This window comes from Yinghuangia sp. YIM S09857 (assembly GCF_051388915.1).
Lineage (GTDB): Bacteria > Actinomycetota > Actinomycetes > Streptomycetales > Streptomycetaceae > Yinghuangia.
In genome coordinates this window covers 568191-593309 of the sequence record NZ_JBPKBH010000003.1, presented here as the reverse complement: position 1 = coordinate 593309, position 25119 = coordinate 568191, and the positions used below count along the sequence as shown (strand labels likewise).

The 25119-nt window shown below is 70.6% G+C and carries 17 protein-coding genes and 2 tRNA genes; 10 read left to right on the top strand and 9 right to left on the bottom strand.

What is annotated here, in order from left to right:
* Positions 1 to 148: 148 nt before the first annotated feature.
* Complete coding sequence (locus ACRX5S_RS08725; protein ID WP_436772206.1) at positions 149 to 448, bottom strand: hypothetical protein; 300 nt, start codon at positions 446 to 448, stop codon at positions 149 to 151.
* A gap of 14 nt (positions 449 to 462) precedes the next feature.
* Positions 463 to 1212 carry a GntR family transcriptional regulator gene (locus tag ACRX5S_RS08720; protein ID WP_436772205.1) on the bottom strand — a complete coding sequence of 250 codons (750 nt, stop codon included), beginning with the start codon at positions 1210 to 1212 and terminating at the stop codon, positions 463 to 465.
* 165 nt (positions 1213 to 1377) lie between these two features.
* Between ACRX5S_RS08720 and ACRX5S_RS08715 the strand changes: the two genes are divergently transcribed.
* The 6 genes from ACRX5S_RS08715 to ACRX5S_RS08690 all read left to right on the top strand — a co-directional run bounded on the left by ACRX5S_RS08715 (position 1378) and on the right by ACRX5S_RS08690 (position 6574).
* Positions 1378 to 1770 carry a plasmid replication, integration and excision activator gene (locus tag ACRX5S_RS08715; RefSeq protein WP_436772204.1) on the top strand — a complete coding sequence of 131 codons (393 nt, stop codon included), beginning with the start codon at positions 1378 to 1380 and terminating at the stop codon, positions 1768 to 1770.
* Positions 1771 to 1880: 110 nt separating this feature from the next.
* Positions 1881 to 3200 (top strand): FtsK/SpoIIIE domain-containing protein, encoded by a 1320-nt coding sequence (locus ACRX5S_RS08710; RefSeq protein WP_436772203.1) that lies wholly within the window; start codon positions 1881 to 1883, stop codon positions 3198 to 3200.
* Positions 3197 to 3535 (top strand): hypothetical protein, encoded by a 339-nt coding sequence (locus ACRX5S_RS08705; protein ID WP_436772202.1) that lies wholly within the window; start codon positions 3197 to 3199, stop codon positions 3533 to 3535. The genes ACRX5S_RS08710 and ACRX5S_RS08705 overlap by 4 nt, the downstream gene beginning before the upstream one ends.
* Positions 3536 to 3567: 32 nt before the next feature.
* Positions 3568 to 5142 carry a replication initiator gene (locus ACRX5S_RS08700; protein ID WP_436772201.1) on the top strand — a complete coding sequence of 525 codons (1575 nt, stop codon included), beginning with the start codon at positions 3568 to 3570 and terminating at the stop codon, positions 5140 to 5142.
* The gene (locus ACRX5S_RS08695; protein ID WP_436772245.1) at positions 5142 to 5342 is read left to right on the top strand and encodes an excisionase family DNA-binding protein; all 201 of its coding nucleotides are present in this window, start codon (positions 5142 to 5144) and stop codon (positions 5340 to 5342) included. Before ACRX5S_RS08700 ends, ACRX5S_RS08695 begins: the two co-directional genes overlap by 1 nt.
* A complete protein-coding gene (locus tag ACRX5S_RS08690) occupies positions 5339 to 6574 on the top strand; it encodes a site-specific integrase (protein ID WP_436772200.1) in 1236 nt (411 codons plus the stop codon). The genes ACRX5S_RS08695 and ACRX5S_RS08690 overlap by 4 nt, the downstream gene beginning before the upstream one ends.
* Positions 6575 to 6662: 88 nt before the next feature.
* Here ACRX5S_RS08690 and ACRX5S_RS08685 read toward each other — a convergent pair.
* Positions 6663 to 6735, bottom strand: a tRNA-Arg gene (locus tag ACRX5S_RS08685).
* 487 nt (positions 6736 to 7222) lie between these two features.
* Positions 7223 to 7313, bottom strand: a tRNA-Ser gene (locus ACRX5S_RS08680).
* A 148-nt stretch (positions 7314 to 7461) separates the two neighbouring features.
* Here ACRX5S_RS08680 and ACRX5S_RS08675 point away from each other — a divergent pair.
* Positions 7462 to 11583 carry a PAS domain-containing protein gene (locus ACRX5S_RS08675; protein WP_436772199.1) on the top strand — a complete coding sequence of 1374 codons (4122 nt, stop codon included), beginning with the start codon at positions 7462 to 7464 and terminating at the stop codon, positions 11581 to 11583.
* Between the two features lie 75 nt (positions 11584 to 11658).
* Here ACRX5S_RS08675 and ACRX5S_RS08670 read toward each other — a convergent pair whose 3' ends face one another.
* Together ACRX5S_RS08670 and ACRX5S_RS08665 are read right to left on the bottom strand one after the other, a co-directional pair.
* On the bottom strand, positions 11659 to 12597 hold the full coding sequence (locus ACRX5S_RS08670; protein WP_436772198.1) for a hypothetical protein: 939 nt from the start codon (positions 12595 to 12597) through the stop codon (positions 11659 to 11661).
* A 524-nt stretch (positions 12598 to 13121) separates the two neighbouring features.
* Complete coding sequence (locus ACRX5S_RS08665; protein WP_436772197.1) at positions 13122 to 14738, bottom strand: PucR family transcriptional regulator; 1617 nt, start codon at positions 14736 to 14738, stop codon at positions 13122 to 13124.
* A gap of 321 nt (positions 14739 to 15059) precedes the next feature.
* Here ACRX5S_RS08665 and ACRX5S_RS08660 point away from each other — a divergent pair, with 321 nt between their 5' ends.
* A complete protein-coding gene (locus tag ACRX5S_RS08660) occupies positions 15060 to 16352 on the top strand; it encodes a DUF58 domain-containing protein (RefSeq protein ID WP_436772196.1) in 1293 nt (430 codons plus the stop codon).
* The gene (locus ACRX5S_RS08655) at positions 16328 to 18769 is read left to right on the top strand and encodes a transglutaminaseTgpA domain-containing protein (RefSeq protein WP_436772195.1); all 2442 of its coding nucleotides are present in this window, start codon (positions 16328 to 16330) and stop codon (positions 18767 to 18769) included. The genes ACRX5S_RS08660 and ACRX5S_RS08655 overlap by 25 nt, the downstream gene beginning before the upstream one ends.
* Here the strand turns inward: ACRX5S_RS08655 and ACRX5S_RS08650 are convergent.
* From ACRX5S_RS08650 to ACRX5S_RS08640, 3 genes are read right to left on the bottom strand one after another with little or no spacing between them, the layout of a single operon-like run.
* Positions 18703 to 19971, bottom strand: coding sequence for a pyridoxal phosphate-dependent aminotransferase (locus tag ACRX5S_RS08650; RefSeq protein ID WP_436772194.1), 1269 nt, complete (start codon positions 19969 to 19971; stop codon positions 18703 to 18705). The genes ACRX5S_RS08655 and ACRX5S_RS08650 overlap by 67 nt on opposite strands.
* 50 nt (positions 19972 to 20021) lie before the next feature.
* Positions 20022 to 21020 carry an AAA family ATPase gene (locus ACRX5S_RS08645; protein ID WP_436772193.1) on the bottom strand — a complete coding sequence of 333 codons (999 nt, stop codon included), beginning with the start codon at positions 21018 to 21020 and terminating at the stop codon, positions 20022 to 20024.
* A gap of 36 nt (positions 21021 to 21056) precedes the next feature.
* A complete protein-coding gene (locus tag ACRX5S_RS08640) occupies positions 21057 to 23549 on the bottom strand; it encodes a fibronectin type III domain-containing protein (protein ID WP_436772192.1) in 2493 nt (830 codons plus the stop codon).
* Positions 23550 to 24047: 498 nt separating this feature from the next.
* Here ACRX5S_RS08640 and ACRX5S_RS08635 point away from each other — a divergent pair, with 498 nt between their 5' ends.
* A complete protein-coding gene (locus tag ACRX5S_RS08635) occupies positions 24048 to 25055 on the top strand; it encodes an AraC family transcriptional regulator (RefSeq protein ID WP_436772191.1) in 1008 nt (335 codons plus the stop codon).
* Positions 25056 to 25119 lie beyond the last annotated feature (64 nt).

Here is a 25119-nt window from a genome sequence, read left to right as displayed (position 1 = left end):
CGCGGGCTGTGCGCCGAGATGGCGCAACGCGCGGCTTAGCTCCACAGACTCCGACTCGTCGCATGCTCCCCCGGCGTGCCGTGCCGAGTCGGAACAGCGAACCCCCTCCCGTCGGCAGAACGGGAGGGGGTTCGCGCTGCACTGAGATTCAGGTGGCTTGGAACGCGTCTTTGATGTCGGGGCGGTTGAGCACTTCGACGTACATGACGGTGTCGTGCACGAGATCTAGGTTGATGTGTCCCGGGCCCCACAGCGCGAGCATGCGGTGTCCCTGGCCGTACGCCCCCTCCGGCTTCGGCGCCGTGTGGAACCCCTGGCAGAAGTCGTCTCCGCACTCGCACCACCCAAGGAACGGTAGGTGCGGGAAGACCGCGGCCACTTCGTGTTCGCTTTCCTCGCGGAGGAGCTGGCAGATCTGCGCGCACAGGTCGGGGAGTACGTCTGCCAACCGAGGTGGCTGAGTCACGCCGAACCAAAGCGGTAGGTCATCTCCAGGTCATCGCCCGGGATCTTGAACTCTTCCAAGGCGAGCGGGCGTTCGTGCTGGTTGAGGGTGACCCGGAGAACCTGGAATAGCGGAACGCCCTCGGCTAGGCGGAGTGTTGTCGCCTCGTCGGGCATAGGCATGCGGGTGCGCAGGTGCTCGACCCAGTGGAGTTCGTGGCCAGCCGCCTCAAGCTCGGTGAACAGTGCGGGGGCGGGGGGTGGTGCGGTGTCCTCGTACTTGGTGCCGACCAGGGTCGAGAACGGAACGTAGGTCCGGTGAGTCTGGCGTAGGCGGCCGTGCTCGGCGGTGTGGATCTCGTCGTACGTGAACAGCGGTTCGCCGGGGGACACGCGCAACAGGTCGGCGAGAGCCAGTGGCGCATCCGTGCGTGTGGCGATTGGGTCGCCTTGCACGGTCCAGCGGATCGCGTCGGCCTCGATGTAGCGGCCGTCCTGCTCGCGTCGCAGGCCGCGGGGGCGTGTGATGGTCGGGCGGGCGTGGGGGGAGCGGACGAAGGTGCCGCGTCCCATCGATGCCGCGACCAATCCGGCTGCTCGAAGCTCGCTGATGCCCTGGCGCACGGTCGGGCGCGTGACGCCGAACTCCTTCGCCAGTACCTCCTCGCCGGGGAGTGCCTGGCCGGCCACGTAGGTGCCGTCCAAGATCCGCTCGCGGAGCGCGTCGGCGATCTCGCGGTACCGGGGCTTCTTGCCCACTTCGGCCATGGCGGCTCTCCGTCTGCTTGCGGCTCTCGGGTCCTGGTCAGCTTCCCGCACTTCTAACAGCTTGACAACCTGTACTACAGGTGGCCATCCTGAATATCACCCGTACTACAGGTGGGCATCTAGTAAGTACTCGGTGCCTTTTGAGCTGGAGGGAGACCAGCGGAGATGGCGATCAAGGGTGCGATTCCGGTGGCGTTCGGCGACGTGTTCCCGGTGGGGGCGTTCGCGACGAAGGTCGAGCCGGTGAACGACTTCGAGGCGTCGAAGGGTGGCGTGCAGGTTCAGGCGCGGGACAAGGCGTCGGGGCTGCCGATGTGGGCGGTGACGGTGTCCGACCCGGATCCGGAGGCGCGGGAGGGGTCGATCAAGGTGAAGATCCCGGCGTCCGTGGCTCCGGTGCTGCCGGAGGAGTTGCCGGGGCTGCCGTTCCGGCCGGTGGAGTTCGAGGGGCTGACGGTCACGCCGTGGGTCAACGGCGCCGGTCGGCTGGCGTACTCGTTCCGCGCGGTCGGCCTGCGGGCCCCGATGGCGGCCAAGGCCGCGAGCAAGGCGGGCTGAGTTCCCGCGACTTCGTACGCGATCCCGGTGCCGAGTGACTTGGCGGTTCCCTGGCACCGGGATCGCTCCCGATCAACAGACCTGACGATCTCTGAAGGGGTATCCCAATCATGCACACGTCCAAGGGCGTGGACTGGCGCAAACCCGCGTACGTCGCGGGTGCGTTGTTCGTGTTGTACCTGGCGGTGGATCTGCGGTTCGGACCGCGCGGCTCGTTCCTCGTCGCCGCGGTCTTCATCGGCGCTGCGGTCGCGCTCACCTGGTGGTGGTTCTTCTCGTTCGCGGGGCGGGTGCGGCGCGGCTGGCCGCTGCTGGCCAAGGCGATCGGGGTGTGGCAGCAGGATCCGATCAAGCGCATCAACGAAGAGTTCTCGTACGCATGGCCGACGATCCGGCGGATCAAGCGTCTGCCGGGCGGATTCCTGGTCCGCGTACAGCTGTTGCCGGGGCAGATTCCGGGCGACGTATCGGATCACACGGAAGGAATCGCGCACACCTGGCGGGTGTTCCGGGTGGATGCGACGTCGCCGAGCCGGGGTGTCGTGGACCTGCGAGCGTGGATCTCGGATCCGCTCGATGAACCGTTCGGGCCGGTCGAGCTGCGGATGCCGAGCCTGCCGGGGATCCGGGATCGGGAGCCGAGCAAGACGCCAACCGCGCGCTATGACTCGGTCGAGCTGGGCCGCTGTGATGACGGGTCGCCGTGGGTGCTGCGGCTGCACGGCACGCACGTCCTGGTCGCGGGAGTCACCGGGGCCGGCAAGGGCTCAGTCCTGTGGGGCGTCACGCGCGGTCTGCTCCCTGCGGCGCGGGCCGGTCTGGTGGAGCTGTGGGCGTTGGACCCGAAGCGGATGGAGCTGTCGTTCGGGCGGGCGCTGTTTCAGCGGTACTCCTCGGATCCGACCGAGATGGTCGTGATGTTGGAAGACGCGGTGCGTGAGATGTCCGCGCGCGCCGACCGATTCGCCGGTGTGGTCCGTAAGCACGAGCCTTCGCCGGACTGCCCGTTCGTTGTCGTCATCGTGGATGAGTTGGCGTTCTTGACGGCGTACCAGCCGGATCGGGAGCTGCGGAAGCGCGCGGACGCGGCAATAGCCACGCTGACCAGTCAGGGCCGCTCGGTCGGGTTCTGCGTCCTGGGCGCGCTCCAAGATCCCCGTAAGGAGGTCATGAACCTCCGCAACCTGTTCCCCGACAGGATCGCGCTGCGCCTGGATGAGCCGACGCAGGTTGACATGGTGTTGGGGACCGGAGCACGCGACCGCGGGGCGACAGCGGACCTGATCTCGCCGCTGCCTGAGGTCGGTGCCGGTGTCGGCTATGTGAAGCGGGAGACACAACCGGAGCCGGTTCGGGTACGGGCGGCTTACGTCTCGGATGCCGACATCGCGGCGATGGTGCGTGACTTCCCGGCTGGCGGTGCGTCATGAGCGGGCGTCCTTCGGCGGTGAACATGGCGCGGGTCGCGGTGGTGCTGCGGTGCTTCGCGGACTTCGTCGCGGCGCGTCCGGGCCTGCCGGTGCTGGTCGGCCTGCACGTCGACTGGTCGCACGTGACCGAGCGGTGGTCGATCAAGGGCCAGTTGCCGGGCGCAGATACCGGTGAACTTGAGCGGTGGGCGTTGGCGCTGGATGACCCGTCGGTGACCTCGTACGAGTCGGAGGGCTACTACGTCGGGCCGCACAAGCACCGCGAAGTGCACGGCACCGTACACGGGCATCGCGTCTCGGTGTGGGCGCACCTCCCGCCTGGGGGCCCGCGATGAATGCGCATCTGTCGCGGGTGGAGCGGGCCCGCATGCCCTTCGCCAAGGAGGTCGTGCGGGCCGCCGCCCTCGAACACGGAGTGTGTATCCGGCCCGTGGCGCTGCGCCGCACCGACATCACGACCGGCCAAGTGGAGATCGTGGACGTGCCCTGCGGGGCGACACTGGCCAGTGCCTGCCCGTCGTGCGCGGAACGCAAGCGGCGACTTCGGATGGCGCAGTGCCGCGAGGGCTGGCACCTGACCGAGGAACCAGACCTCACCGCGGACGAACCGACCCAGACACAGACGTGGTTGGCGGAGATCCGCGCGGATCTGACGAAGGAACACGATGCGGCCGGCGGGGACGTACGCGAGCAGCTCGCCGCGGACCTGGTCGCGGTCGATGAGGAGATCGAGCGGGCGGGAGTGCGCGGCAAGGTCGATCCGGACAAGGCTTCGCGGCGGGTGCGGTCGACGCGGCGTCGCCAGGACGCGGCCGATCTGCCTCGACGTCCGGTCGACGCTCGGACGGTCGGCAAGGCGTACACGGCGCCGGACGGGAAGACGTTCCGGCCCTCCCTGTTCGTCACGCTCACGCTCCCTTCGTACGGGCGAGTGCGGTCCGACGGCACACCGGTCGACGCAGCGAAGTACCGCTACCGGCAAGCGGCTCGGGACGCGCTGCACTTCTCGAAGCTGGTCGATCGGTTCGTGCAGAACCTGCGCCGTTTCGTCGGCTTCGACGTCCAGTACTTCGCCGCGGTCGAACCGCAACGGCGGCTTGCCCCGCACGTGCACCTGGCGATCCGCGGCACGGTGTCGCGGGCAGAGCTGCGGCAGGTCGCGGCGGCCACGTACCACCAGGTGTGGTGGCCACCCTGCGACGAACCCGTCTACGACGGCGACGTGGTGCCCGTTTGGGATCACGAGCACGAGACGTACCGCGACCCGGAGTCGGGTGCGGCACTCGCGACGTGGGACGAAGCGCTCGACGACCTGGACGCGGACGAGGCGGCGGAACCAGTCCACGTGGCGCGGTTCGGGGTCCAGATCGACGCGAAGGGCGTGCTCGTCGGGTCGGCAGACGCGCGGCGGTGCATCGGCTACCTAACCAAGTACCTCAACAAGTCCGCGCACGAGTGCCACGAGCCGGCGAGCGATGCCGAACGGGCGCACGTGGACCGGCTGATGGACGTGCTGCGGTACGAGCCGTGCTCGTCCGCGTGCGCGAACTGGCTCCGGTACGGCGTCCAACCCAAGAACGCCCGGGACGGTCTGCGGCCGGGGCACTGCAAGGCCAAGGCACATCGGCGAACGCACCTCGGCTACGGCGGTCGGCGGGTCCTGGTCTCGCGGAAGTGGTCCGGGAAGACGCTCGCGGACCACAAGCACGAGCGGCGCGCGTGGGTTCTTGACCTGGTCGGCGAGGCGGCGGACAGCACCGACAACGCGGACCGCTACGTCTGGGAACACGCACGGCCTTCTGACCCGGACGTGCCCTCGATCTCGCATCGCCTCTTACGAGCGGTCGCCGAACGCGTCCGCTGGCGCGCCGCACTCGACGCGGCCAAAGCAGCGGCAGACGGACAGCTCGACAATTCGGCAACCACGGGGGTGGCGGCGTGATGGTGATCGAACGCAGGTGGCACACCGTCGCGGAGGTCGCGGTGATGCTCGGCTACGGCGTGTCCAAGACCAAAATGCTCGTCGCCCAGGGACGCATTCGGTCGGTCAAGGACGGCGGTTCGCGGCGGATCCTGCCGCGCTGGGTTGACGAGTACGTGGAGCAGTTGGCGCGTGAGGTCGAGCCGGGGAGGGTCGCATGACCAAGAAGCGCGACAACGGCGAAGGGTCGATCTTCCCGTACCGGAACAGCTTTGCCGCGTACGTCTGGGTGACCAAGCCGGACGGGACCCGCGACCGGAAGTGGGTCTACGGCAAGACGCGCGACATCGTGCACGAAAAGTGGGTCGCACTCCATGCGCAGGCGTCGAAGGGTGTCGTACCCACATCGACCCCCACGGTTGAGGCGTACCTCTCCTACTGGCTCGCCGAGATCGTCAAACCGGATCGGGCGCCTCTGACGTACATCGCGTACGACTGCTCGTCGCGCCTCTACATCACTCCGCACATCGGCAAGAAAAAGATCAACAGGCTTACGGTGCGGGACGTTCGGACGTGGCTGAACACGCTGCGCGCTACGTGCCAGTGCTGTGCCCAAGGAAAGGATGCGAAGCGTCCCGAAGAGCACCGCAACCCGCAACGTCGTCGGCGGTGTTGTGCGATCGGGCAGTGCTGCCAGCAGTACCCGTCTCAACGGACGATCCAGGCGGCACGGGATGCGTTGCGGGCGGCGCTGACCCACGCCATCGCAGAGGAGTTGATCTCGAAGAACGTCGCGGGGCTCGTCCCCGTGTCCAAGCCTCGCAAGCGGAAGTTCCGTCCGTGGACGGTCGATGACGCCAAGGGGTTCCTGGAACACGCGCGCAACGGGCGGGACTCGCTCTATGCCGCGTGGATCCTCGTACTCGTCCTTGGCCTGCGCCGCGGGGAAGTCCTCGGGCTCACCTGGGACCTGGTCGACCTGGACGCCGGCGAACTCACGCCGGAACGTCAGCTCCAGCGCGCTGGCGGGGAGTTGCTGCACCGGGAGACCAAGACCGAGAGTTCGGAGGCCACACTCCCCCTGCCTGACATCTGCGTGACGGCGCTCAAGCTCCGGCGCGAGGAGCAACAGCGGGCCAAGGAGCGCGCGGGCGAGTTGTGGCAGGACGCGCGCGGGCTGGTGTTCACGACGCGGTACGGGACGCCGATCGAGCCGAGCAACCTGACGCGGATGTTCCCGGCTCGGTGCGTGAAGGCTGGCGTACGGCCGATCAAACTGCACGACACGCGCCACACGTGTGGCTCACTGCTGGTCGCGCTCGGCGTACATCCGCGCGTGATCATGGAGATCCTTCGGCACTCGCAGATCTCGGTGACGATGGAGGTGTACAGCCACGTCCCGAGCGAGGACACGCGCGCGGCGCTCAAGAAGCTGGGCGATCAACTCACGTAGGCGTTGCTGTACTTCGCTGCTGTACGCGGGGACATAACAACGCAAGAGGCCCTCTCCCACAACCGGGGAGAGGGCCTCTGAGCTGCTGTGCGCTCGGCAGGATTCGAACCTGCAACCTTTTGATCCGTAGTCAAATGCTCTATCCGTTGAGCTACGAGCGCCGGTCGGTGAACCGAGAAGAACAATACAGGATCTGGAGCCGGGGCTGAAATCGATTGTGTGACTGGGGACGGGAGGGGGAGTTTGGGGTGTTTTGGGGGTCGGTGAGGGCGAGTCGGATGGTTGAGGAGAGCGGCTGAAGGAGGGGGTTCGAGGAGGGGCTGGGGCCTGGCGGGGAGGGGCGAAGGTTGCGGGTTGGGTGGTCGGGGGCGCGGGGTGGGTTGGTGCTGGGGGATGCAGAAGGGTCGCGGGGGTGTTCGCTTAGAGCGAAACGGGGGGTTTGGTGGGGGTGGGGGGAAGTGGGGGTTGTGCGGCATAGATCACATGGAGTGGGGCGGGGATGAGGGGGGACGGGGTGAATGGGGCGATGGGGGATGAACGGCGTGAAAGGGGTGGGGTGGGTGCCGGGGGTGGCCGGGTGGTTGCCGAGGGGGGCGGGATGAGGACGCAGAACGGCCCGTCCGGTTGGACCGGACGGGCCGTGAAGTGCGGAGGCTCCGGGATTTGAACCCGGGATGGGGTTGGTTACCCAAACCGCATTAGCAGTGCGGCGCCATAGACCAGACTAGGCGAAGCCTCCATCGGTGTATCCCGACGGCGGATAGATTACCCGCCCGGTCAACGCTGGGGCAAAAAGAATGCGATAGTCGGTCGTGACATGCCTCCGGGGGGACGGGCAGGATGAGCCGTCGGCACAGTCCAGGGGACGTTGAGGAGGTACGCGCTTCGTGAGCAGCAGGCCATCCCGAGGCGCTGCTCGCCTCGCCGCCATACTCGACGCCCTGCCTGACGCGCTCCTGCTGGTGAACCGCAACGGCACGGTGGTCAACGCGAATGCGATGGCGCTGGAGGCGTTGGAGGCCCCGGGCACGCCGATCGTGGGGCGGGGACTGCTGGACCTGCTGCCGACGTTCGACCGCAGCCGCATTCCGGGGTCCGTGCGCGCCATGGACGCGTCGGACACGCGGACCAAGCCCACCCGGATGACGGCGCGCCGCACCGACGGCTCGCTGATGCCCGTCGAGGTCACGAGCGCGAACCTGCCGGGGGCGTACGACGACGAATTGCTCATGATCGTGGTGCGCGATCTGAGCGGTTCGGTGGACGTCGAGTCGGAGTTGCAGCGGCAGCAGCGGCAGACCGAGATGATCCTGAGGGCGGCGTCCGAGGGCATCGTCGGGATCGACGCCGAGGGTTCGATCGTGCTGGTCAACCCGGCCGCGGCGCGCATACTGCGGCATCGGGCGAGCGACCTGGGCGGCAAGTCGCTGCACGAGTTGTTGCAGCCGAAGAAGGCCGACGGCACGCCGATGCCGCCGGACGACTGTCCGGCGCTGGTGACGCTCAAGACCGGTCGCAAGCAGCGCCTCCGCGACCAGGTCCTGTGGCGCGGCGACGGCGAGCCCCTACCGGTCGAGATGACGACGGCGCCGATCCTGCTGGGCGAGGCCGTGGTCGGCGCGGTGATGACGTTCACCGACACGTCGCGCGAGCGCACGCTGGCCGAGCACCGCGAGCAGTTGGCGGAGTTGCTGGACGCCGAGCTCCTCGCGCGCATCGAGGCCTCCCGCGCCCGCCTGAAGACCCTGGCCGACGGCAGTATCGGCGAGCTGGGGCCGAGCGCGCGCCGCGTCGTACGGCAAGTCGCCGGCGAGTTGGAGGAGATGGCCGGCCTCACCGGCGAGGTGCTCGAACACCAGCGCGGCGAGAAGAAGGACGGTGTCGAACGCACCGCCGCGACCGTCGACGACCTCCTCGACCGCGCTCTGGAGACGGTGACTTATCCGGCGCGCGCCGCCGGGGTGGAGTTCACCGTGACCGCCGCCGCGGTCGGCGTCCAGGTCGATGTCGACGCGATGACGCGGGCCTTGGGCCACCTCATCGCGGACACCGTGGGCGCCGGTCCCAAGGGCTCGACGGTCGTGGTCGCGGCCGCGCAGCGCGGCGGCAAGGCGCGCATCGAGGTACGCGGCCCCGCGAGCCGCGGCAGTTCCGTCCACGTGCCGCTGGCCCGTTCGGTGATCGAGGCGCACGGCGGCACGGTCGAGTCGCACGCGGTCGAGGGACGCGGCAGCACGTACGTCGTCGAGCTGCCCGCCGACGACGAGGCGGCGGCAAAGGCGCGTCCGCAGGACGCGGCCGAGGAGGGCAAGGACGTACGCGCCCGCGCTCGCAAGCGCGCCCGGACCTCGCCAGCCGTACGCCCCGGCACCGCGGCGGCGAAGCCCGCGGACAAGCCGGACGAGAAGTCGGGCGAGAAGTCGGGCGAGAAGTCGGACGAGCACGCCGGGCGGAAGTCGGGAGCCGGAGCCGACGGGGGTACAGGCGGCAGCGACACCGCCGGCAGGAACGCGCCCGCGAACGACGGCGGTTCGACGCCCCGACTGCCCGCCGCCCGCGGGGAGAACGGAAACGCGAACGCCGGGAAGGACGGCAGCGGGAGCACAGGGACGGGCAACGGCACGGGACTTGAGCCCGCCGATCCCGCAGGCCCGCCCGCCGCGACGCCCCCGTCCCTGCCCGCCGCCGCGAAGCCGATCGCGCTTCCGGCCGGTGAGTCGACGGCCCCTCCCGGCACCGCTCCGAGCGTCCCGCTGGTCCCCGCTTCCGGCGGACGCCGTGCGGCGCGCCGCGCGCTGCCGTCCACCGAAGGCCCCGAGAACGCCGGTAACTCCGGGAACGCCGCAAACTCCCAGGGCGCGATGGCCCTGCCCGCGGGCCCGAGCGGTGGGGTCGATCCGGGACAGGCGGGCCCACGACACGGCGGCGCGGCCGAACAGGGCCAGGCGGCGCACGGCCGCACGGAGCACGGTCTACCCGAGAACGGCGCGGCCGACGCCGAAGTCGGCCAGCCGGACGAGGCGGAGCCGGGCGTACCGGCGAAGGTCAACGGACGCCACACGCCGCACATGGCGCGCGCCCGGCACCAGATGTCGACGCCCCCCGCGGCGATACCGTCGCAGTCGCGCCCGGGCAACCCCGGTGCCGGAAGCCGCTCCACGAGCGTGCAGGACCGGCCCGACCGGACCGGGCAGCCCGACCTCGCCCCGACCGAACTGCTGGACATGCCCGGCCTGCCGCAGGCCCCCGGACCGGACGCGGACGCGCCGACGGCCCTGATGCCGCACATACCGTTCGCCCCCGGCGAGCCGTCCGCGACGCCGAACCCCGCGGCGACTCCGACCGCTCCCCCGCCGATCCCGCCCATGCCGACGGCCCCGCCGCCCGCACCGGGCGCCGCGGAATCCGGTACGAGCAACCCCGCACCCGACGCACCGCGCACGCCCTTCACCGGGCGCCGCCGCCGCGCCCTGGCCCCGGCCCAACAGCCGGAGAGCCAGCCGGGTCAGCCCGGCCACGAACAGCCGCCCGCCGCCGAGTCCGAGGCGCGTGGCGACGAGCGGGCAAGTGGGCCGTACGCGCTCCCGCCCGCGTACGGCGACGCCGTCGTACAGCCGCAGCCCCAGCCGCAGCCGCCGCAAGGCAACTCCGGGGCCATGCGCGCCTTCGCGCCGCCGCCCGGCAACGCACACGGTCGTGGTCCAACCCACATTCAGGGCGGCCAGGACCAAGGCGTCACGATGCCGTTCCCCGGGACCGGGTACGGCCCGGGCGCACCCGCGGACGGCGAACTCGGCTCCGGCCAGGGCCTCGGCCCCGGCATGTCCGCGCTTGACCTCCCGCAACGCACACCCGGCGCCGCGCCCCACCCGGGTACGGTTCGCGAGCCCGCGCAGCCGGACCCGCACAGCCACCCGGGACACCAGCACCACCCCGCCGAACCCGCGGGCCAGCAAGGACAGCAAGGACAGCAAGGACAGGCGAGCCAGCAAGGCCAGTCGGCGCAGGCCGCGCACCAGGCCCTGCAAGCCGCGGCCGCCCAACTCGCGCCCGCTCAGGCGGTGCCTGCCCAAGCACCCGCGCCGGAGGCCGCGCCCGCTGCCGTTCCGCACGCCCCGCCGCACGCCCTTCCACACGCCCTGCCGCCCCAGCCGAACCCGGGCCCGACCCAACCAGCCCAGCAACCAGGCCAGTTCCCCCCGCACCTCCCGGCCGGTTACGACGTCGACACGCCTCCGCCCGGCGAACTCGCCGCCGTGGACCCGAACTACCCGCCGATGGTCGCCCCGACCGCCGACGGCCGTCCGCGCCGACTGCTGGTCTGGCCGTCCCCCGACGGCCCCACGTCCAGTGCGCTGACGGCCCGCGGCTGGGACCCCGTCCTGGTGCGCTCCCGCGAAGAGGTCGACGCCAGCACCTCGGCACACCCGGCCGCGCTGTTCGTGGACCCGCTGACCGGGCCCATCACGCGTACGGCACTGCAATCGCTGCGTACCGCCGCGACGGCCGCGCACATCCCGGTGCTCGTGACCGCGGGTCTGATGCAGGCCACGCGCGACGCCGCGTTCGGCGCCGACCCAGCCGTCCTGCTGCGCTCGCTCGCGCCGGCCGACAGCGCGGCGCACGCCTCACGCGTCCTGCTGGTCGAGGCCAACCAGGACATCGCCACCGCGTTCACCGGTTCGCTGGTACGCCGCGGCATGGACGTCGTCCACGTCACCTCGGAGAGCGAGGCGGTCTCGAAGGCGTCCAGCGTCGAGCCGAACCTCGTGGTGCTCGACCTGATGCTGGTACGCCGGCGCCGCCTCGGCATCGTCGACTGGCTGCGCAACAACCAGCGCCTGCACTCGACTCCGATAGTCGTCTACACGACGGTCGACATCGCCCCCGAGGCCCTGCCGCGCCTCCAGACCGGCGAAACGGTGCTCTTCCTGGCCGAACGCTCGACGCGCGACGACGTCCAGCAGCGTGTCGTCGACCTGCTCGGGAAGATCGCCTCGCTCGTGTGATGTCCGACGTCCGATCTCGACTCCGCAGCGACGGAGTCGGAATCGGACGACGAGGACACCGGACGGACGTTCAGCTCAGCGCAGCGACGAAGGTGACGCCGCTGGACGGGTGGTCGTCGGACGGATCGTCGCCGGACGTGTGGTCGGCGGACGCGGGCAGACCAGCTCCCCCCGGGCCACCTCCCATCCGCCTTCTGCGGTGCTGACCACCGTCGTCACGACCACGCACAAGTCGGTGTCGTCGAAGAACGCGGTCAAGTCCTGCCCCCTCGCGACATGCAGCGGATCGCCCTCGACGCGCCCGTCGGGCGTCTGCACGGTAACCAGGTATCCGCTGACGGCTTCAGCGCTTCTCGGCGGGCTCCACGCGACCATGAGTTCCCCGTCGAACACCGTGGCGGCCACGTCCCGGGGAGCCAGGGCCGACAGAAGGTCCGTCGGGACCGGCCGCATGTTCGCCGGTTCGGACGGCATCGCCTGGACGGGAAGCGTGGTCGACTCCGTCGGCCGCTTGCTCGTCTCGCTCCCCTTGCCCCCGCCGCGGCCCACGACGATCGCCACGATCACCCCCACGAGCACGAGCAGCGAGACGCCGAGGGCGATGAACGCCCAGGGACGGCGGCGCGTGTCGTCCTCGAACCAGTGCTGGCCGGGGAGGGTCGGCCCGTCGTCGGGGAAGGGCGCGGCGCCGCCGGGGACCAGGCCGGCAGCGCCTACGCCGCCGGGGTACGTGTACTCCGGCCCGTCCCCGCCGGACGCGGCGTCGGGGTCCGGGATGCCGAGACCGACGAACGTCCAGGGCCGGTCGTCCTCGTCGTCCTCGTCGTCCTCGTCGTCCGCATCCGCGGGATCGTCGGACTCATCGGGCTCGGCGGAACCCTCGGACGAATCCGGCGCGACCGTCCTGACCTTCCTGACCGCGTCGACCGCATCCTCCGGCTCGACCGGCTCGACCGGATCAGATGAATCGGTCGGATCGACCGCCGGAACCGGGTCCACGGGAACCACAGGCACAACCGGACCCCCGGGAGGCCGCAGTGCGGCCTCCCGGCTTCCCTCCTGCTCCCCCGGCTCAGGCGCCGAGGGAGCAGGACCGAACGTGGCGTACTTCGTCAGAATCGCCGATGCGGCCGCGGTCCCCGAATCACTCTCGGGCTCCGATTCCGCTCCCGTCGCGGATTCCGACGCCGGTTCCGACACCAGTTCCGACGCCGGTTCCGACGCCGGTTCAGAGGCCGGTTCAGAGGCCGGTTCAGAGGCCGGTTCCGAATCCGACTCCCCCGCCGACTCACCCCCGGCCTCATCCCCGGCCGCCCTCGCGGCCGCCCCCGCGGCGGCCAATCCCGCCCGGACCGCCTCCTCCGCCTCCGGCAGCCACTCGGGCGGCGTGGGGAACTCCCAGTCCGCGTACGGATCCTCGGCGGACCAATCGCGTTCTTCGTTCGTCGTCACCTTGTTCCCCGCGTCGTCGGCGCGCACGAGAAACCGCGCCGGTGATCCCCCAGATCACCTCCGGGACGGCCATGCGTCTATCCGCTTCAGGAAACGCTCACGTTGGACGGACCATCGGGCACCAGGTCCCGAGGGACCCGCGGCACCGGAGGCCCCGCCGATCCGGACTCCCGCGCAAGCGCCCTGTCGTGCACCAACAACGCGAGCCACAGGTCATGGCGCGTTCCCGGCAGTTCCAGCAGCGAGCGCTCCAGATCACGGCTCAGCCGCATCAGCCTCTTGCGCACCGCGGTTGCCGAGACCCCCAGTTGCAGTGCTGTCCCCGCGACGCTCGCATCGTTCGCGAGCCACGTCCGCACCGTCTCCAGCGCCATGTCCGACTCCTGCCAGAACAGCGGCTTCAGTTGACGCCGTGCCCAGTTGACCGCCTCCGGCATGTCCAGCAGCTCTTCGAGGCCGACCACCGGAGCCGTCAACGCACCGTCGTCCGGCCAGAGTTCGTAGATCCGAAGCGCCAGCGCCAGAACCGCCTGGTCCGCCACACGGTTCAGGTCAGCGCCCACCAACTCGCCGATCTGACGCAGCCGTTCGCGCGCCGTGTTGCGATGGATGTCGAGGTCCCGCGAGGCGTACTGCGCCAGGCGCAGCCAGACCCGCGCCGTACGCACGAGTTCGTCGGCGTCCGGCGCCCCCCGGCGCGGTGGTTCGTACGTCAGCAGCGGGCGCAGGAGGTTGTACGCCCACCCCCGAGCCGCCGGGCCGAGCACATGCGTGAGCTTGGTCCGCGACTCGAACCGCTCCGGCCCGCCGCCCGAGCCCACCGGGGTGGCGTACAGCGCGTGCAGCGCCTGCTCGTAGCCGGAGCCGGTCTCGCGCAGCGCGACCACATCGCTGATCCCGACCCGGCACCCGCCGGCGGCCGATATCCGGGCCACCAGCGCCTCCAGGTCCTCGCGGTCCTCCTCCGCCGCGAGCAGCATGATCGCCGCGTGTTGCGCGGTCGCCCGGAAGGCCCAGATGGACTTCCCCAGTACCTCCGGGTTGCGGTGGAACCGTTCGCGCGACTGACGCGGCAGTCCTTCGAGCACGGCCAGCCGGACCGGGTCCGGCAGGGTTCTGCCCATCGCCGCCGCGACCTGGTGGGCCGCGCCGGTGTTCCCGGCGCAGAGCAAGTGCCGTACGGCGTCGGTGAGTCGGCTGCCCACGTCGCCGAGGCGCTGTTCGGCGTGCTCCGCGCGCTGGGCCCGCGCGTACACCCCGATGAGTCCGGCGGCGCGCGCTATGGTCGGCCAGATCTCACGGAACGGCCGCACGGTGTCGGCGACGACGAGCATCGTTTCGGGCTTTCCGTCGCCGACGGGAACCATGTGGAGCACCCGTCCGTTCGACGTGACAGTGGCAACCGGCGAACCGCCGGCGCGCCTTCGCGCGGCGACCGCCGCATCGGGCAACGGAACGTGTGCGTCCCCCAGTTCGCCGACAACCGTGCGTGGTTGCGAGCCGGACAGGTCGATCAACGCCGCGCGGCCGCAGAGGTCTTCGGCGACTCTGCGGACGAGCCAGCGCAGTGCCTGGCTGTGGTCCCTGAACGTGGTCAGGGCGCCGATGTACTCGGTGTCGTGGTCGGACGGGACCACGACCGAGCCGTCGTCCGCGCGGTCGACGTCGGAGACGTCCGCGCAGACGAGGGCGGATCCGGGCACAACGCAGTTCCCCCGCGAAACCGCGTTGCACGTACCGGAGGCAGGTGGAGCTTCTCCAAATTTCGGCATCATGCACCTCCCCAGATTTCGCTGTGTGCCTGTCGCGCGTGAACGCGGCGGGCCCAGAAGGGCTTCGCGAGAACTCCCTTCAACCGAGTGACGCACCAGGTCGACGTTCGGCCGATTGAAGACGCAAAGTGGATAGACGCAATCTGTATGTCCACCGCCACATGAACGCCCCTACTGTCGATCCCAGGTGGATTTCCGCCGCAGCCGACCCGCCGTGGCTCGACCGGACCGCTCGGCTGGACGAGGAGGGGCATGCCTGGTCAGGACCCTGCTGCACGCGCCCGGGGGCGTCTGGCACCCACGCGCGCCGGGCTCGGCCTACTGGCGGTTTCCGGCGGGCTGTTCACGACGGGATGGGCGGTCGGCTATCCCGAACCCGTCTCGCTCGGCGTGGCCGGATTCCTTACGCTCGCCGTTGCCGCGTTGTGGACACTGCCCGCACCCGGCGTCACCGCGCACCGGCGGGTGGACCCGCCGCGCGCCGAACGCGGACGCGGCACGACCGCCACCGTCACGCTCACGCCCACCGGTCGGCGCGTCCGCCGTGGCCTCCGGCTCGCGGACTCCTGCGGGGGCACCGGCATCGACGTCCCCCTCCCGGCCGACACCCGCCCCGAACGCACGGTTCGCTACCGCGTGCCCACTCCGCACCGCGGCCGCATCACCGCCGGGCCGCTGCACATCGTGGCGGTGGACCCGTTCGGGCTGTGCCGCCGGGTCCACCGGTTCGGGGCGGAGGAGACGGTCGTCGTACGCCCGCGCACCGTCCCGCTGCCGGTGCCCGCGTCGGGCCGCGATCCACACCTCGACGGGACCGCGTCGAACGCTGTGGACAGCGCGCCATCGGCCTTCCACGCGTTGCGCGCGTACGTCCCCGGGGACGACAGGCGGCTCGTGCACTGGCGATCCACCGCCCGGACCGGGACGCTGATCGTGCGTCAAATGGCGGACGTCAGCCGTCCGCACACCACGGTCCTTCTCGATACCGAACAGACTCATTACGCCTGGCCATCGGGTCCCGAAGCGCACAGCCGCCCGGACACCGCCTTCGAACTCGCCGTCGACATCTGCGCGTCCGTGGCGTGCGAGGCGGCCCGTCGCGGCTTCCCGGTACGCGTCCAGGCCGGGACGAGCCGGCTGCCGATCGGCGCGATGCCGGACGCCGACGCCGTCCTCGACGCGCTGGCCGTCGTACGTCCGGAGTCCGCCGACGCTGCGCGCACGGGCAGCGCGGCCAAGGGCAACGCGTTCCAGGGCAGCGCGGCCAAGGGGCGAACCGGGGGTGCCATCGCGGACGCCCTCGCCGCGCTCGCGCGTACACGGGCCGGGGGCTCGTTGGTGATCGTCACCGGCACGCGGACCGACACGTCACCGGCCGAGTTGGTCGCTCCGGTGCGGCAGGCGTTCGACCAAGTCGTCGTCGTGCGCGCCGATACCCCGGGCGGCGAGCCGAACACGCCTTTGAAAGCGGGTAGTTCCGCGATCATGACAGTCGTCGACATCGACGACCTCCCGGGCGTGTGGGGCCGGACGGGCGCCAAGTGAGTGCCCAAACGACGGATGTAGTCACGTCCTTGCCGGGAGGTCCCCCAAACGAAGCCGACCCCAGTGACTCCGGATCCGACACCCTTCACGACCACACCCCGAAAGAAGCGGTTTCCCCTGAAGGCGAATTCCCCGCCTGGCACCTCATCCCCATCGCGCTGCTCGCCTGGTGTGCCGGAATGGCCTACCTCCCTGCCTTCGGGATGCGGGCTCTGCTGCCCGTCGTCACCGCCGCCGCGGTCGCGCCCGTCGTGCTCTCGCTCCTGGTGTCCCGCCTGCTGCGTTACCCCCTGTGGACGGCGACGGCCCTCGGTCTGATGGCCGGGCTGGTGGCCGCCTCCCTGGTCGTCTACCGCGACAGCGCGGCAGCGGGAGCACTGCCGACCCCTGAACTCGTGCGCGACATGGGGGCGTCCATCGTCGACGCCCCGCAGAAACTGCTCGGCACGATCCTTCCGGCGCGACCCGAACCCGGTCTGCTCATCCTGGTGTTCGCCAACGTCTGGGCCGTTGCCTTCGGCGGGGCCGAGTTGGCATTGCGCGGTCGGGGGCGCATCACGGCCGTTCTCCCTGCTGCTCTGACGATCGCCGCGGTACCCCTCGTAGTCGTCGGCGGGGCAGCCACGGAGACGCCCGTGACCGTCCTCGCCGTCGTCGCCGCCTGCGTGTTCGCACTCCTCCGGGCGCCGTCCGAGGCGGGTCGGATCACGCCACGCGTCGCCGGGGCCGTCGCGCCCGGTGTGGTGCTCGCCCTGGTCGCGGTGGCCGTTTCGACGGCCCTGCCCGGGACCTCACGGCATGCGGTCGACCTGCGCGGCCAGGTGAGTGCCGGGGAGCGTACGGAAGTCGTCGGGGTCAACCCGCTGGACCGCATCTCGGCATGGCTGGCCGACCCGCATCGCCCGATGTTCCGTGTCTCGACTCCCGATGCAACGCCTGAACAGCTCTGGCGGCTCACGGTCTTCGACCGGTACGACGGCGTCTCGTGGCACCCGGTGACCCGACTTGAGGCAACCGGCGGCCGAATCCCCGAGGCCGGAGAAGCCGCACCCAAGTCCATTCATGTGGCGCAAGAGATCACGTTGGACAAGCTCCCGGGCCCCTGGCTGCCCACCGCCGAACGCCCAACACAGGTCCAACCGGAAGACGGCAGCGTGCAGTTGGCTGTGGACGCCGACGCGGGAGTGGTCGCGAGCACCGCGAAGTTCAGCCCTGGTACCCACTACTCCGTCGAGTCGGCCGTACCCGTCCACGAACCGCAGGACATCCAGTACGCCCCGGTCGCCGACGATCCCGAGAACACCGACATCCCGCTCGTCGACGCCGCCGGCACCGTGATCGACGCAGTCGCTTCGCTGCGCGAACAGGCTCAAACAGCCACCGCAGGCAGCGCTTTCCCCTACCAGCAGGCGCTGCGCCTGGCCGAATGGCTGCGCACGAAATACACCTACGCCCCGGCCGCCGTCCCCGGTCATGGCTACCGCAACCTCCAGTTTTTCCTGGAGTCCACAAAGCAGGGTACGTCCGAGCAGTTCGCCGCGGCGTTCGCGGTCATGGCCCGCACGCTGAACCTGCCCACCCGCGTCGTCGTCGGCTTCCGCTCGTCCCCAGCCGTCGACGGGACTGTCCAGGTACATGCGGGCGACGTACTGGCCTGGGCCGAGGTCCATTTCGAGGGCATCGGATGGGTGCCCTTCTTCCCGACCCCGGAGCAGTCGCAGACCGCCCGCACCGCTCCCGCGCCGCCCGAGAACCCGGCACAGGCTCCCCCGCCCCCGGCCACGCCGCGGGAGCAAGCCGCCCCCGCGGACCGTGCAGAGGCGGATGCGCGCATCCGCGAGGCGGAACGCGACGGCGCAGCCGCTCCGGCCGAGGACGCCGAGCCCGGCACGCCGTGGTGGCTGTGGGCCGCGGCGGTCGCGGCGGCGTGTTCGACGGCGACGACCCTGGTGGTGGCTGTGCCCGCGACGGGCAGCGCCTGGCGTCGACGGCGGCGGACGAGAGGCAGCCCCGAGCAGCGCGTCCGTGGTGCCTGGGCGCAGGCGGAGGATCAATTGCGCCGGGTGGGCATGCCGCGTACCGACACCCTGACCACCGGCGAGGTCGTCGCGTTCGGACGACGCAGGCTCGGTGCAGAGGCCGGGGAGGCGCTGTCTCTGCTCGCGCGGTTCTACGGCGAACTGGTCTATGGAGAGAGCGACTTGGTCGTCGAGCAGGATGCTTTCCGCAAGGGTGCCGGAGACGACGCCGACCCACGCCGCTCAGCGGACCTCGCCTGGCGCTGCTGCGCCGAAGTGGAGGCGGCGGTAAGGGCCGCGGCCTCCCGGCACGCGGCACTGCGGTCCCGCGCTCAGTCCTCGTCGGCCCGTACCGCGAACAGGTCGGTCAGCGCATCGTCGAAGAAGTCCAATGCCTGAGAAATCCACGGAAGTTCGAGCGGGTCTGCGGCTTCGAGCGCGGCCGTGCGCTGCTCGTCGTCGGTGCCGTAGAGCCGCGACGTGGCGATCCTCAACCGCAGGTCCTCGGCGCTGTCGCCGAACACCTCACCGGGCAGTACACCGATCCCGTGCCGCATCAGCAGCAGGTCGGCGAGGTCGGCACCCGTGCGGACGTCCCAGTTCCGCGCGAGACGCCGGGCCTGCTCGACCAGGCGCGGGTAGATGTAGAACCCCGCCTCGGGCAGGTAGTCGAGGCTTCCCCAGGACAGCCAACGTGCGGCCACGGCACCGGCCATCCGGCCGTGCAACCGCGCGCTGCGGCGCACTCGTTCGACCAGCTCGTCCGGCTCGTCGAACGCGGTCGCGGCGGCCACCTGGATCGGATGCGAGGGAGCCGACCACACCTCGTCCGCGAAGGTTCTGACGCGCTTCCACAGCCGGTGCCCGAGGTGTGAGTCCGGGAACCGCGCGGCGCCGAGGCGCCATCCTCCAAGCCCCAGGCTCTTACTGGGCCCGGTGGTCACCACCGTGCGGTCGGGTGCGATCTCCGCCGGGCCGACCAGCTCGGCGCCGTCCTCGTGCACCAGGTCGCGGTAGATCTCGTCGGAGACGATGACGAGGTCCCATTCCTCGGCGACGCGGCACAGTTCGCGTACGGTCTCGGGCTTGGGCAGCGAACCGGTCGGATTGTCGGGGATGGTGACGACGATTTGGCGGATGTGCCGTCCTTCGGCCCGGGCGCGGACCACCGCCTCCCGGGCCAACTCCGGGTCAGGTACGCCGCCTTCGCCAGGCGGAGTCGGGACGGTCCAGTTGCGGCCGCCCAGCATTGCGGTCTGCGGCGCGTACCCGAACCAGTTGGGACGGGGGAGGATCACGTCGCCGCGCAGTGCGACACGAAGTGCGTACAACAGGGGCTTGCTGCCAGGTCCTATGACGACGAGATCGGGGTCGGCCACGATGCCGCGGCGCGACCAGTAGCCGGACACTGCCGCTTGCAGGCGTGCGTCGCCGGTGACCGGGCCGTAGGTGTTGTGTCCCGCGGCGGCGGCCAACTCCGCGCGCAGCAGCGGATGTACGGGAAGCCCCGCCTCCCCGAAAGCCAGACCGTACGCACGTTCACCGCGCCGTCGCCGCTCCTCCAGGAGCTCGTGGGCGGCCAGGGTCGCGGGCGATTCCATGGTCTCTCCGGTTGGCGTGTCGGTCGCTCGGCCGCCTAACTCCCCCGCCGTTACTGCGGCTTGGGTACCGCGATGCGGCCGAGTACTCCCTTCACCAGCTCGACGTCCGTCACTCCCGCCGCCTCGGTCTCCGGGTCCAGCAGCAGGCGGTGGGCCAGCACCGGCACGGCGAGTTCCTTCACGTCGTCCGGCGTCAGGTACGACCGGCCCTGCCATGCGGCCCGCACCCGGGCGGCACGCACGAGCGCGACGCTGCCGCGCGGGCCGGCGCCGAGGCGTACGCCCGGGAGTTCGCGCGTCGCGATCCCGATGCGGAGGGCGTACGCGACGACCGCCTCGGGCAGGCGCACGCGTTCCCGTACCACCTGGGCGAACTCCGCGACGTGCGTGGACGTCGCGATCACCGGAAGCTCGCCGACGCCATCGCTCCCCCCGCCCGACGCGACCGCCAACTCCGCGGCGAAGTCCGGGTATCCGACTGTCAGCCGCATCATGAACCGGTCGAGCTGGGCTTCCGGCAACGGGTAGGTCCCCGCCATCTCGACGGGGTTCTGCGTCGCGAACACCATGAAAGGACGCGGAACGTCATGGGTCACGCCGTCGGCGGAGACGCGTGCCTCCTCCATGACCTCCAGCAGGGCCGACTGCGTCTTGGGCGACGCCCGGTTGATCTCGTCGCCGATGACGACGTTCGCGAACACCGGCCCCGGCAGGAACTCGAACCGCCCGGTGTCCTGTCGGAACACGGACGCGCCCGTGATGTCGGAGGGCAGCAGATCGGGGGTGAACTGGACACGATGACATGTCCCGTCGAGCGAGGCCGCCATCGCGCGGGCGAGCGTGGTCTTGCCGGTTCCGGGAACGTCGGTCACCAGCAGATGGCCTTCCGCGAACAGGCAGGTCAGGGCCAGTTCGACGACATCCCGCTTGCCTTTGACGACGCGTTCGATGTTGTCGGCCAGGGCGCGGAAGCACTCGGCGAAGAGCTTGAGGGGCGAGGGCGGCGCGGCGGGCGCGGCGCCGTTCGACCGCACGGGGACGGACGTCATGCCGCGCTGCCGTTCATCGTTGCCAATCTCACCGTCTCACTCGCATTCCCACAGCTCGGGGGAATAGGCGTTCCTTCCGGAGTTCGACGTGGAGATGTAGACGTCGGTCGTATATCCGGTGATCCCCTGGTACGTGACCTTGTCCCAGATGGCGCTCTTGCCACCGGTGCCGTCCCATCGGCTCTCCGTGGTGCCCTTCGTCTGGCAGTGGACCACGATCGCCTTGTTGTATCCGGACGGAATCGCCCCGGCGCGCCCGCCGTTCTGCGAGTCGGGCTCATTACGAATGCCCATGTTGACGCCGTCGTCCTCGTTGTGGTGCACCTGCAACGTCAGTTTCGGCGGCGTCATATCGACCTTGACCGACGACGCGGAGCTGGTGCCGGCCGCGTTCACCGCCTTCACTGTGACGTTGTAGATACTGCTGTTCTTCAGGTTCTTGATCGTGTACGACGTCGACGTCGTGGTCGCTTTCCCGTCCGGCGCGTCGCCGTCGCCCTTCCACGTCACCTCGTACATCAGGCCGACGCCCGGCGGGGCCTTCCAGCTCATCTTGACCTGGTGGTTGCTGCGCGTCTGACCGGTGATCTTGGGCGCGCCGGGGGCCACACACGGACGTACCGCCGATGAGGCAGGGGAGGCCAGCCGCTTGTCGCCGTACACGGCGACGACCTTGAAGCTGTACTCGACGTCCTTCGCGCACGTCAGCTTGCCGATGTCGAAGCGGAACGGCCCCTTGGGCGACCCCGTCTTCGGCGTGACCTCCGAGCCCGCGGGTGCACCCTCCAGCTCGTAGCGGTCCGGCCGGGCGCCGGAACCGGGGGCGTACGTGAGGGTGATCCCGTCCCCGGATGTCTGTGCCTTCGGTCGGCCAGGCGGAGTCTGCTGCGGTGGCGGTGAGTTCGTCTCCGTGGGAGTCGGACTACCGGTGCCGGTACCGGTGTTGCCCGTCGGCCCCGGCGTCTTCGTCGGCGCGGGCGTCGTCGGTGCGGGCGGCGGCGAAGTTGGGGCAGGAGGCGGGTCCTTGGGGATCTGCGGCGGTGCGGGAGCAGGGGGTGGCGTGACCGTCTTCGTGACGGTCACGACGGGCGCCGGAGCACCGGCGGGCGGATTCGCAACGGGGTCCGGATCGGACGCCGGCGGATCGAATGACCCACCGTCCGCGGAGTCGTCGCCGGGACCGCTGCCCGTCCCGTCGCCCGCATCCGATCCGGGCGCATCCCCCACGGGATCCGCCACCGGGTCGATGACCGGGTCCACCGGCGTGCCGACCGGTGGGCGAGGCGTGGAGGGGTTCGGTGAAGGCGTGTTCGACGCAGAGGGCGACGCGGACGACGTGTCCGCCCCGGGAACCTGCGTGTCGTACTTGTCGATGCGGTGGACCTTGCCCTCGTCGTCCACGACCGCCGCGGTGGCGTTGTCCTGGTCGTTGACCCATAGCCGGTCGCCGCGGGCGTGGACCTCCAGGTCACCGGGCTTGCCGGTGACCTGGATCCGCGACTCGAACCTCGCCGACGCCGTGTCGTAGACCACGAGTTCGCCCGTGCCCGTGTCCGGGATGTAGATGCGCGACCCGAGCGCTTGCGGGGCACCGTACGACCTCCCCGCCGTCTCGTCGAGTTTGGTCGCCTGGACCACGCCGCTCTCCACGTTGGCCACCACAAGCGAGCCCGTGTCGGGCGCGAGGATCGGGACGAGCGGGCTGACGTGCTGCTCGGCCATCAGCACCGAGTCCGGTGCCGACGCCGCGAGTTCGCCCGGGAGCCTGATGGTCAGCCCCTGGGCCTCCGACGAAAGGACGCTCAGTGTCCCGGCCTTCGTGTTGAGCACCGCTGCACGGCCGGCCGCCACGGTCAGGCGTGCGCGTTCACCGGGTTCGCCGACCACTGCGGGCTCGCCGAGTTCGTCGTCGGCGACGGGAATCGCCGTGCCTTTGCTCGGGACCAGCACCCACAGCACGTCCTCTTCGTCGATCCGTGCCGCCTCGGGCTTGCCGGGCAACTGGACCATCTTGCCGTCGGGGCCGAGCGTCACCCGGTCGATGCGCTGGACCGTGGCCGCAGCCTCGTCGACGGCCCAGGTGCTGTCCTCGGACGCGACGATCCGCATCCGTGCGCTGTCGAAGGACTTCGCCTGGGCCACGGTGAGTTGGCCTGGATCGATCCTGGTCACGACGCCGGTGGAGCGGTCGAGCACGAGAAGGCCCTGGCCTTCCTGGACGACGTCCAGTGGACCCTTCGTGTCCGCACCGACGCGGACGACGCCGTCGACGCGTCCGGTGCTGCCGTTGACGTGAACGATCGTGCTGTTCTTGAGACTTGCCAGCCATGCGCCCGCGTCCGACATCCGGCTCTCGGTGCCGGCCGCGCCCACCCCCACCAGCACCGACGCGGCGATGAGCGTGCCGACGACAAGCGTGGACGTCCATCCCGCGGCGCGACCGGTGCGCGCGTTGCCGCGTCCGTCCTCGACAGGCCGCCGGGAACCGTGAAGTCCGGCCCTCGACGCACCGATCCATGTCTTCCGCATGCGACGGCTCCGGGGTATGTGTGCCGCCCGACTCAGGGGCGCTGGGATATTTCGGAGGCTAGGCAGCGGACCGACACACGGTCAATATCCATTGTCGGTATCGCGATTGGGATAACCCCGGTGCGACGCCCCCGGCGGTGCAGAACGACACCCGTGGCGCGTTTCCACCGTGCAGACAGGCCCTCGCCGCGCCACCCCCGGGCTCCGTAAAGTCCGGTGTTGATCGGGTTTCCGCGGCGCCGTTCTCCGGAACGCCCGTTTACCCGTTTACCCGTTGGAGTTTCGCGCGTTATCGGAAGGGACCGCATGAACAGTGCCGCCATAAGCGTGCTGCACGATGCCGCCGCCCCGCACGCATACGCAGGTGTCGAACGCTCCCCGGGACTCGAACGCTCCGCGCGGCACAGGAGGATTGTCGGCGCCCAACGGCCGACCTCGGTCAAGGGAAGCCCGCAGCTCGTGCGGCCCCGCCCGGAAGGAGACCGCGCGCCGAGCGCCATGCCTGGCACCACGTTCGCCGGGAGCGACCTCACGCGACTGCAAGAGGCACTCGGCGAACACCTGGGCCCGTACCACCTCCGGCCCCTCGGCCCGGGCCGACTCCAGGCCCGGCTGACCGTCGCACGCTCGCACGACCTGGTGGTGGCCACGCTGACCAGCGACATCGGCCTCCAGGTGGACGTCGCGGCGATCCCGGACAACGCGTACTTCATCACGCTCGCGTCCGGCGGCCTGGCCGGCCAGGTGGACAGCGGCTCCGTCTACCACGGCTCGCACATCGTCGGCCCCGGCCGCCGCTACCAGGCGCGCTGGGCCGCGAACCGCTCGATCACCGTGATCCGCCTCTCGCGCCGCCTCGTCGAGGTCGTCTGGCGCGAACAAGGCGGCCGCCGCCTGATCCGCCCCCTCCGCTTCTCCTCCCCCCTCGCGCAGGTCTCCGTACGCAGCGGCATCTGGGAAGCCCTCGCCGACGCCTTCGTCGCGGCCCGCGACACCGGCCTCGTCGTCCGCTCCACCGCCGTCAACGCCCGCTTCGGCCAGCTCTTCGCCCAGGTCCTCCTGGCCTCCCAACCCCACATCCAGCCCGAGCCGGCCCCCGTCCTCGGCACCCAAGCCCCGCACCACACCGGCGAGAACGGCGCCGACACCGTCCTCCCCCTCCCCGTCACCGTGCTGCGCGCCTTGGAGTTCTGCCACTCCCACGCCCGCGAACCCCTCAGCGTCGCCGACATCGCCGCCGTCGCCGGCCTCAGCGTCCGCCGCCTCCAGGCCACCTTCCGAACCCACCTCGGCACCACGCCCATCGACTACGTCAAGTCCCTCCGCCTCGCCGGCGCCCACGCCGACCTCAAGCGGATAGCCGACGGCTCCGTCCACGAAACCGTCACCGACGTGGCCCTCCGCTGGGGCTTCACCCACCTCGGCCGCTTCAGCGGCACCTACCGCTCCGAATTCGGCCAACTCCCCTCCGAGACCGCCCGCAGCGCACGACCACCCGCCCAGTGAACCGCTTCGCCCGGCGGCGCGGCGAAGACGGCAGGCCCGCAGGGCCAACGGGGCGACTCCCCAG

What these genes read in the sequence shown, in the direction of transcription:
- ACRX5S_RS08720 (WP_436772205.1), bottom strand. Translation starts at nt 1,212, where the DNA reads ATGGCCGAAGTGGGCAAGAAGCCCCGGTACCGCGAGATCGCCGACGCG.
- ACRX5S_RS08715 (WP_436772204.1), top strand. Translation starts at nt 1,378, where the DNA reads ATGGCGATCAAGGGTGCGATTCCGGTGGCGTTCGGCGACGTGTTCCCG.
- ACRX5S_RS08710 (WP_436772203.1), top strand. Translation starts at nt 1,881, where the DNA reads ATGCACACGTCCAAGGGCGTGGACTGGCGCAAACCCGCGTACGTCGCG.
- ACRX5S_RS08705 (WP_436772202.1), top strand. Translation starts at nt 3,197, where the DNA reads ATGAGCGGGCGTCCTTCGGCGGTGAACATGGCGCGGGTCGCGGTGGTG.
- ACRX5S_RS08700 (WP_436772201.1), top strand. Translation starts at nt 3,568, where the DNA reads ATGCCCTTCGCCAAGGAGGTCGTGCGGGCCGCCGCCCTCGAACACGGA.
- ACRX5S_RS08695 (WP_436772245.1), top strand. Translation starts at nt 5,142, where the DNA reads ATGGTGATCGAACGCAGGTGGCACACCGTCGCGGAGGTCGCGGTGATG.
- ACRX5S_RS08690 (WP_436772200.1), top strand. Translation starts at nt 5,339, where the DNA reads ATGACCAAGAAGCGCGACAACGGCGAAGGGTCGATCTTCCCGTACCGG.
- ACRX5S_RS08660 (WP_436772196.1), top strand. Translation starts at nt 15,060, where the DNA reads ATGCCTGGTCAGGACCCTGCTGCACGCGCCCGGGGGCGTCTGGCACCC.
- ACRX5S_RS08650 (WP_436772194.1), bottom strand. Translation starts at nt 19,971, where the DNA reads ATGGAATCGCCCGCGACCCTGGCCGCCCACGAGCTCCTGGAGGAGCGG.
- ACRX5S_RS08645 (WP_436772193.1), bottom strand. Translation starts at nt 21,020, where the DNA reads ATGACGTCCGTCCCCGTGCGGTCGAACGGCGCCGCGCCCGCCGCGCCG.
- ACRX5S_RS08640 (WP_436772192.1), bottom strand. Translation starts at nt 23,549, where the DNA reads ATGCGGAAGACATGGATCGGTGCGTCGAGGGCCGGACTTCACGGTTCC.
- ACRX5S_RS08635 (WP_436772191.1), top strand. Translation starts at nt 24,048, where the DNA reads ATGCCTGGCACCACGTTCGCCGGGAGCGACCTCACGCGACTGCAAGAG.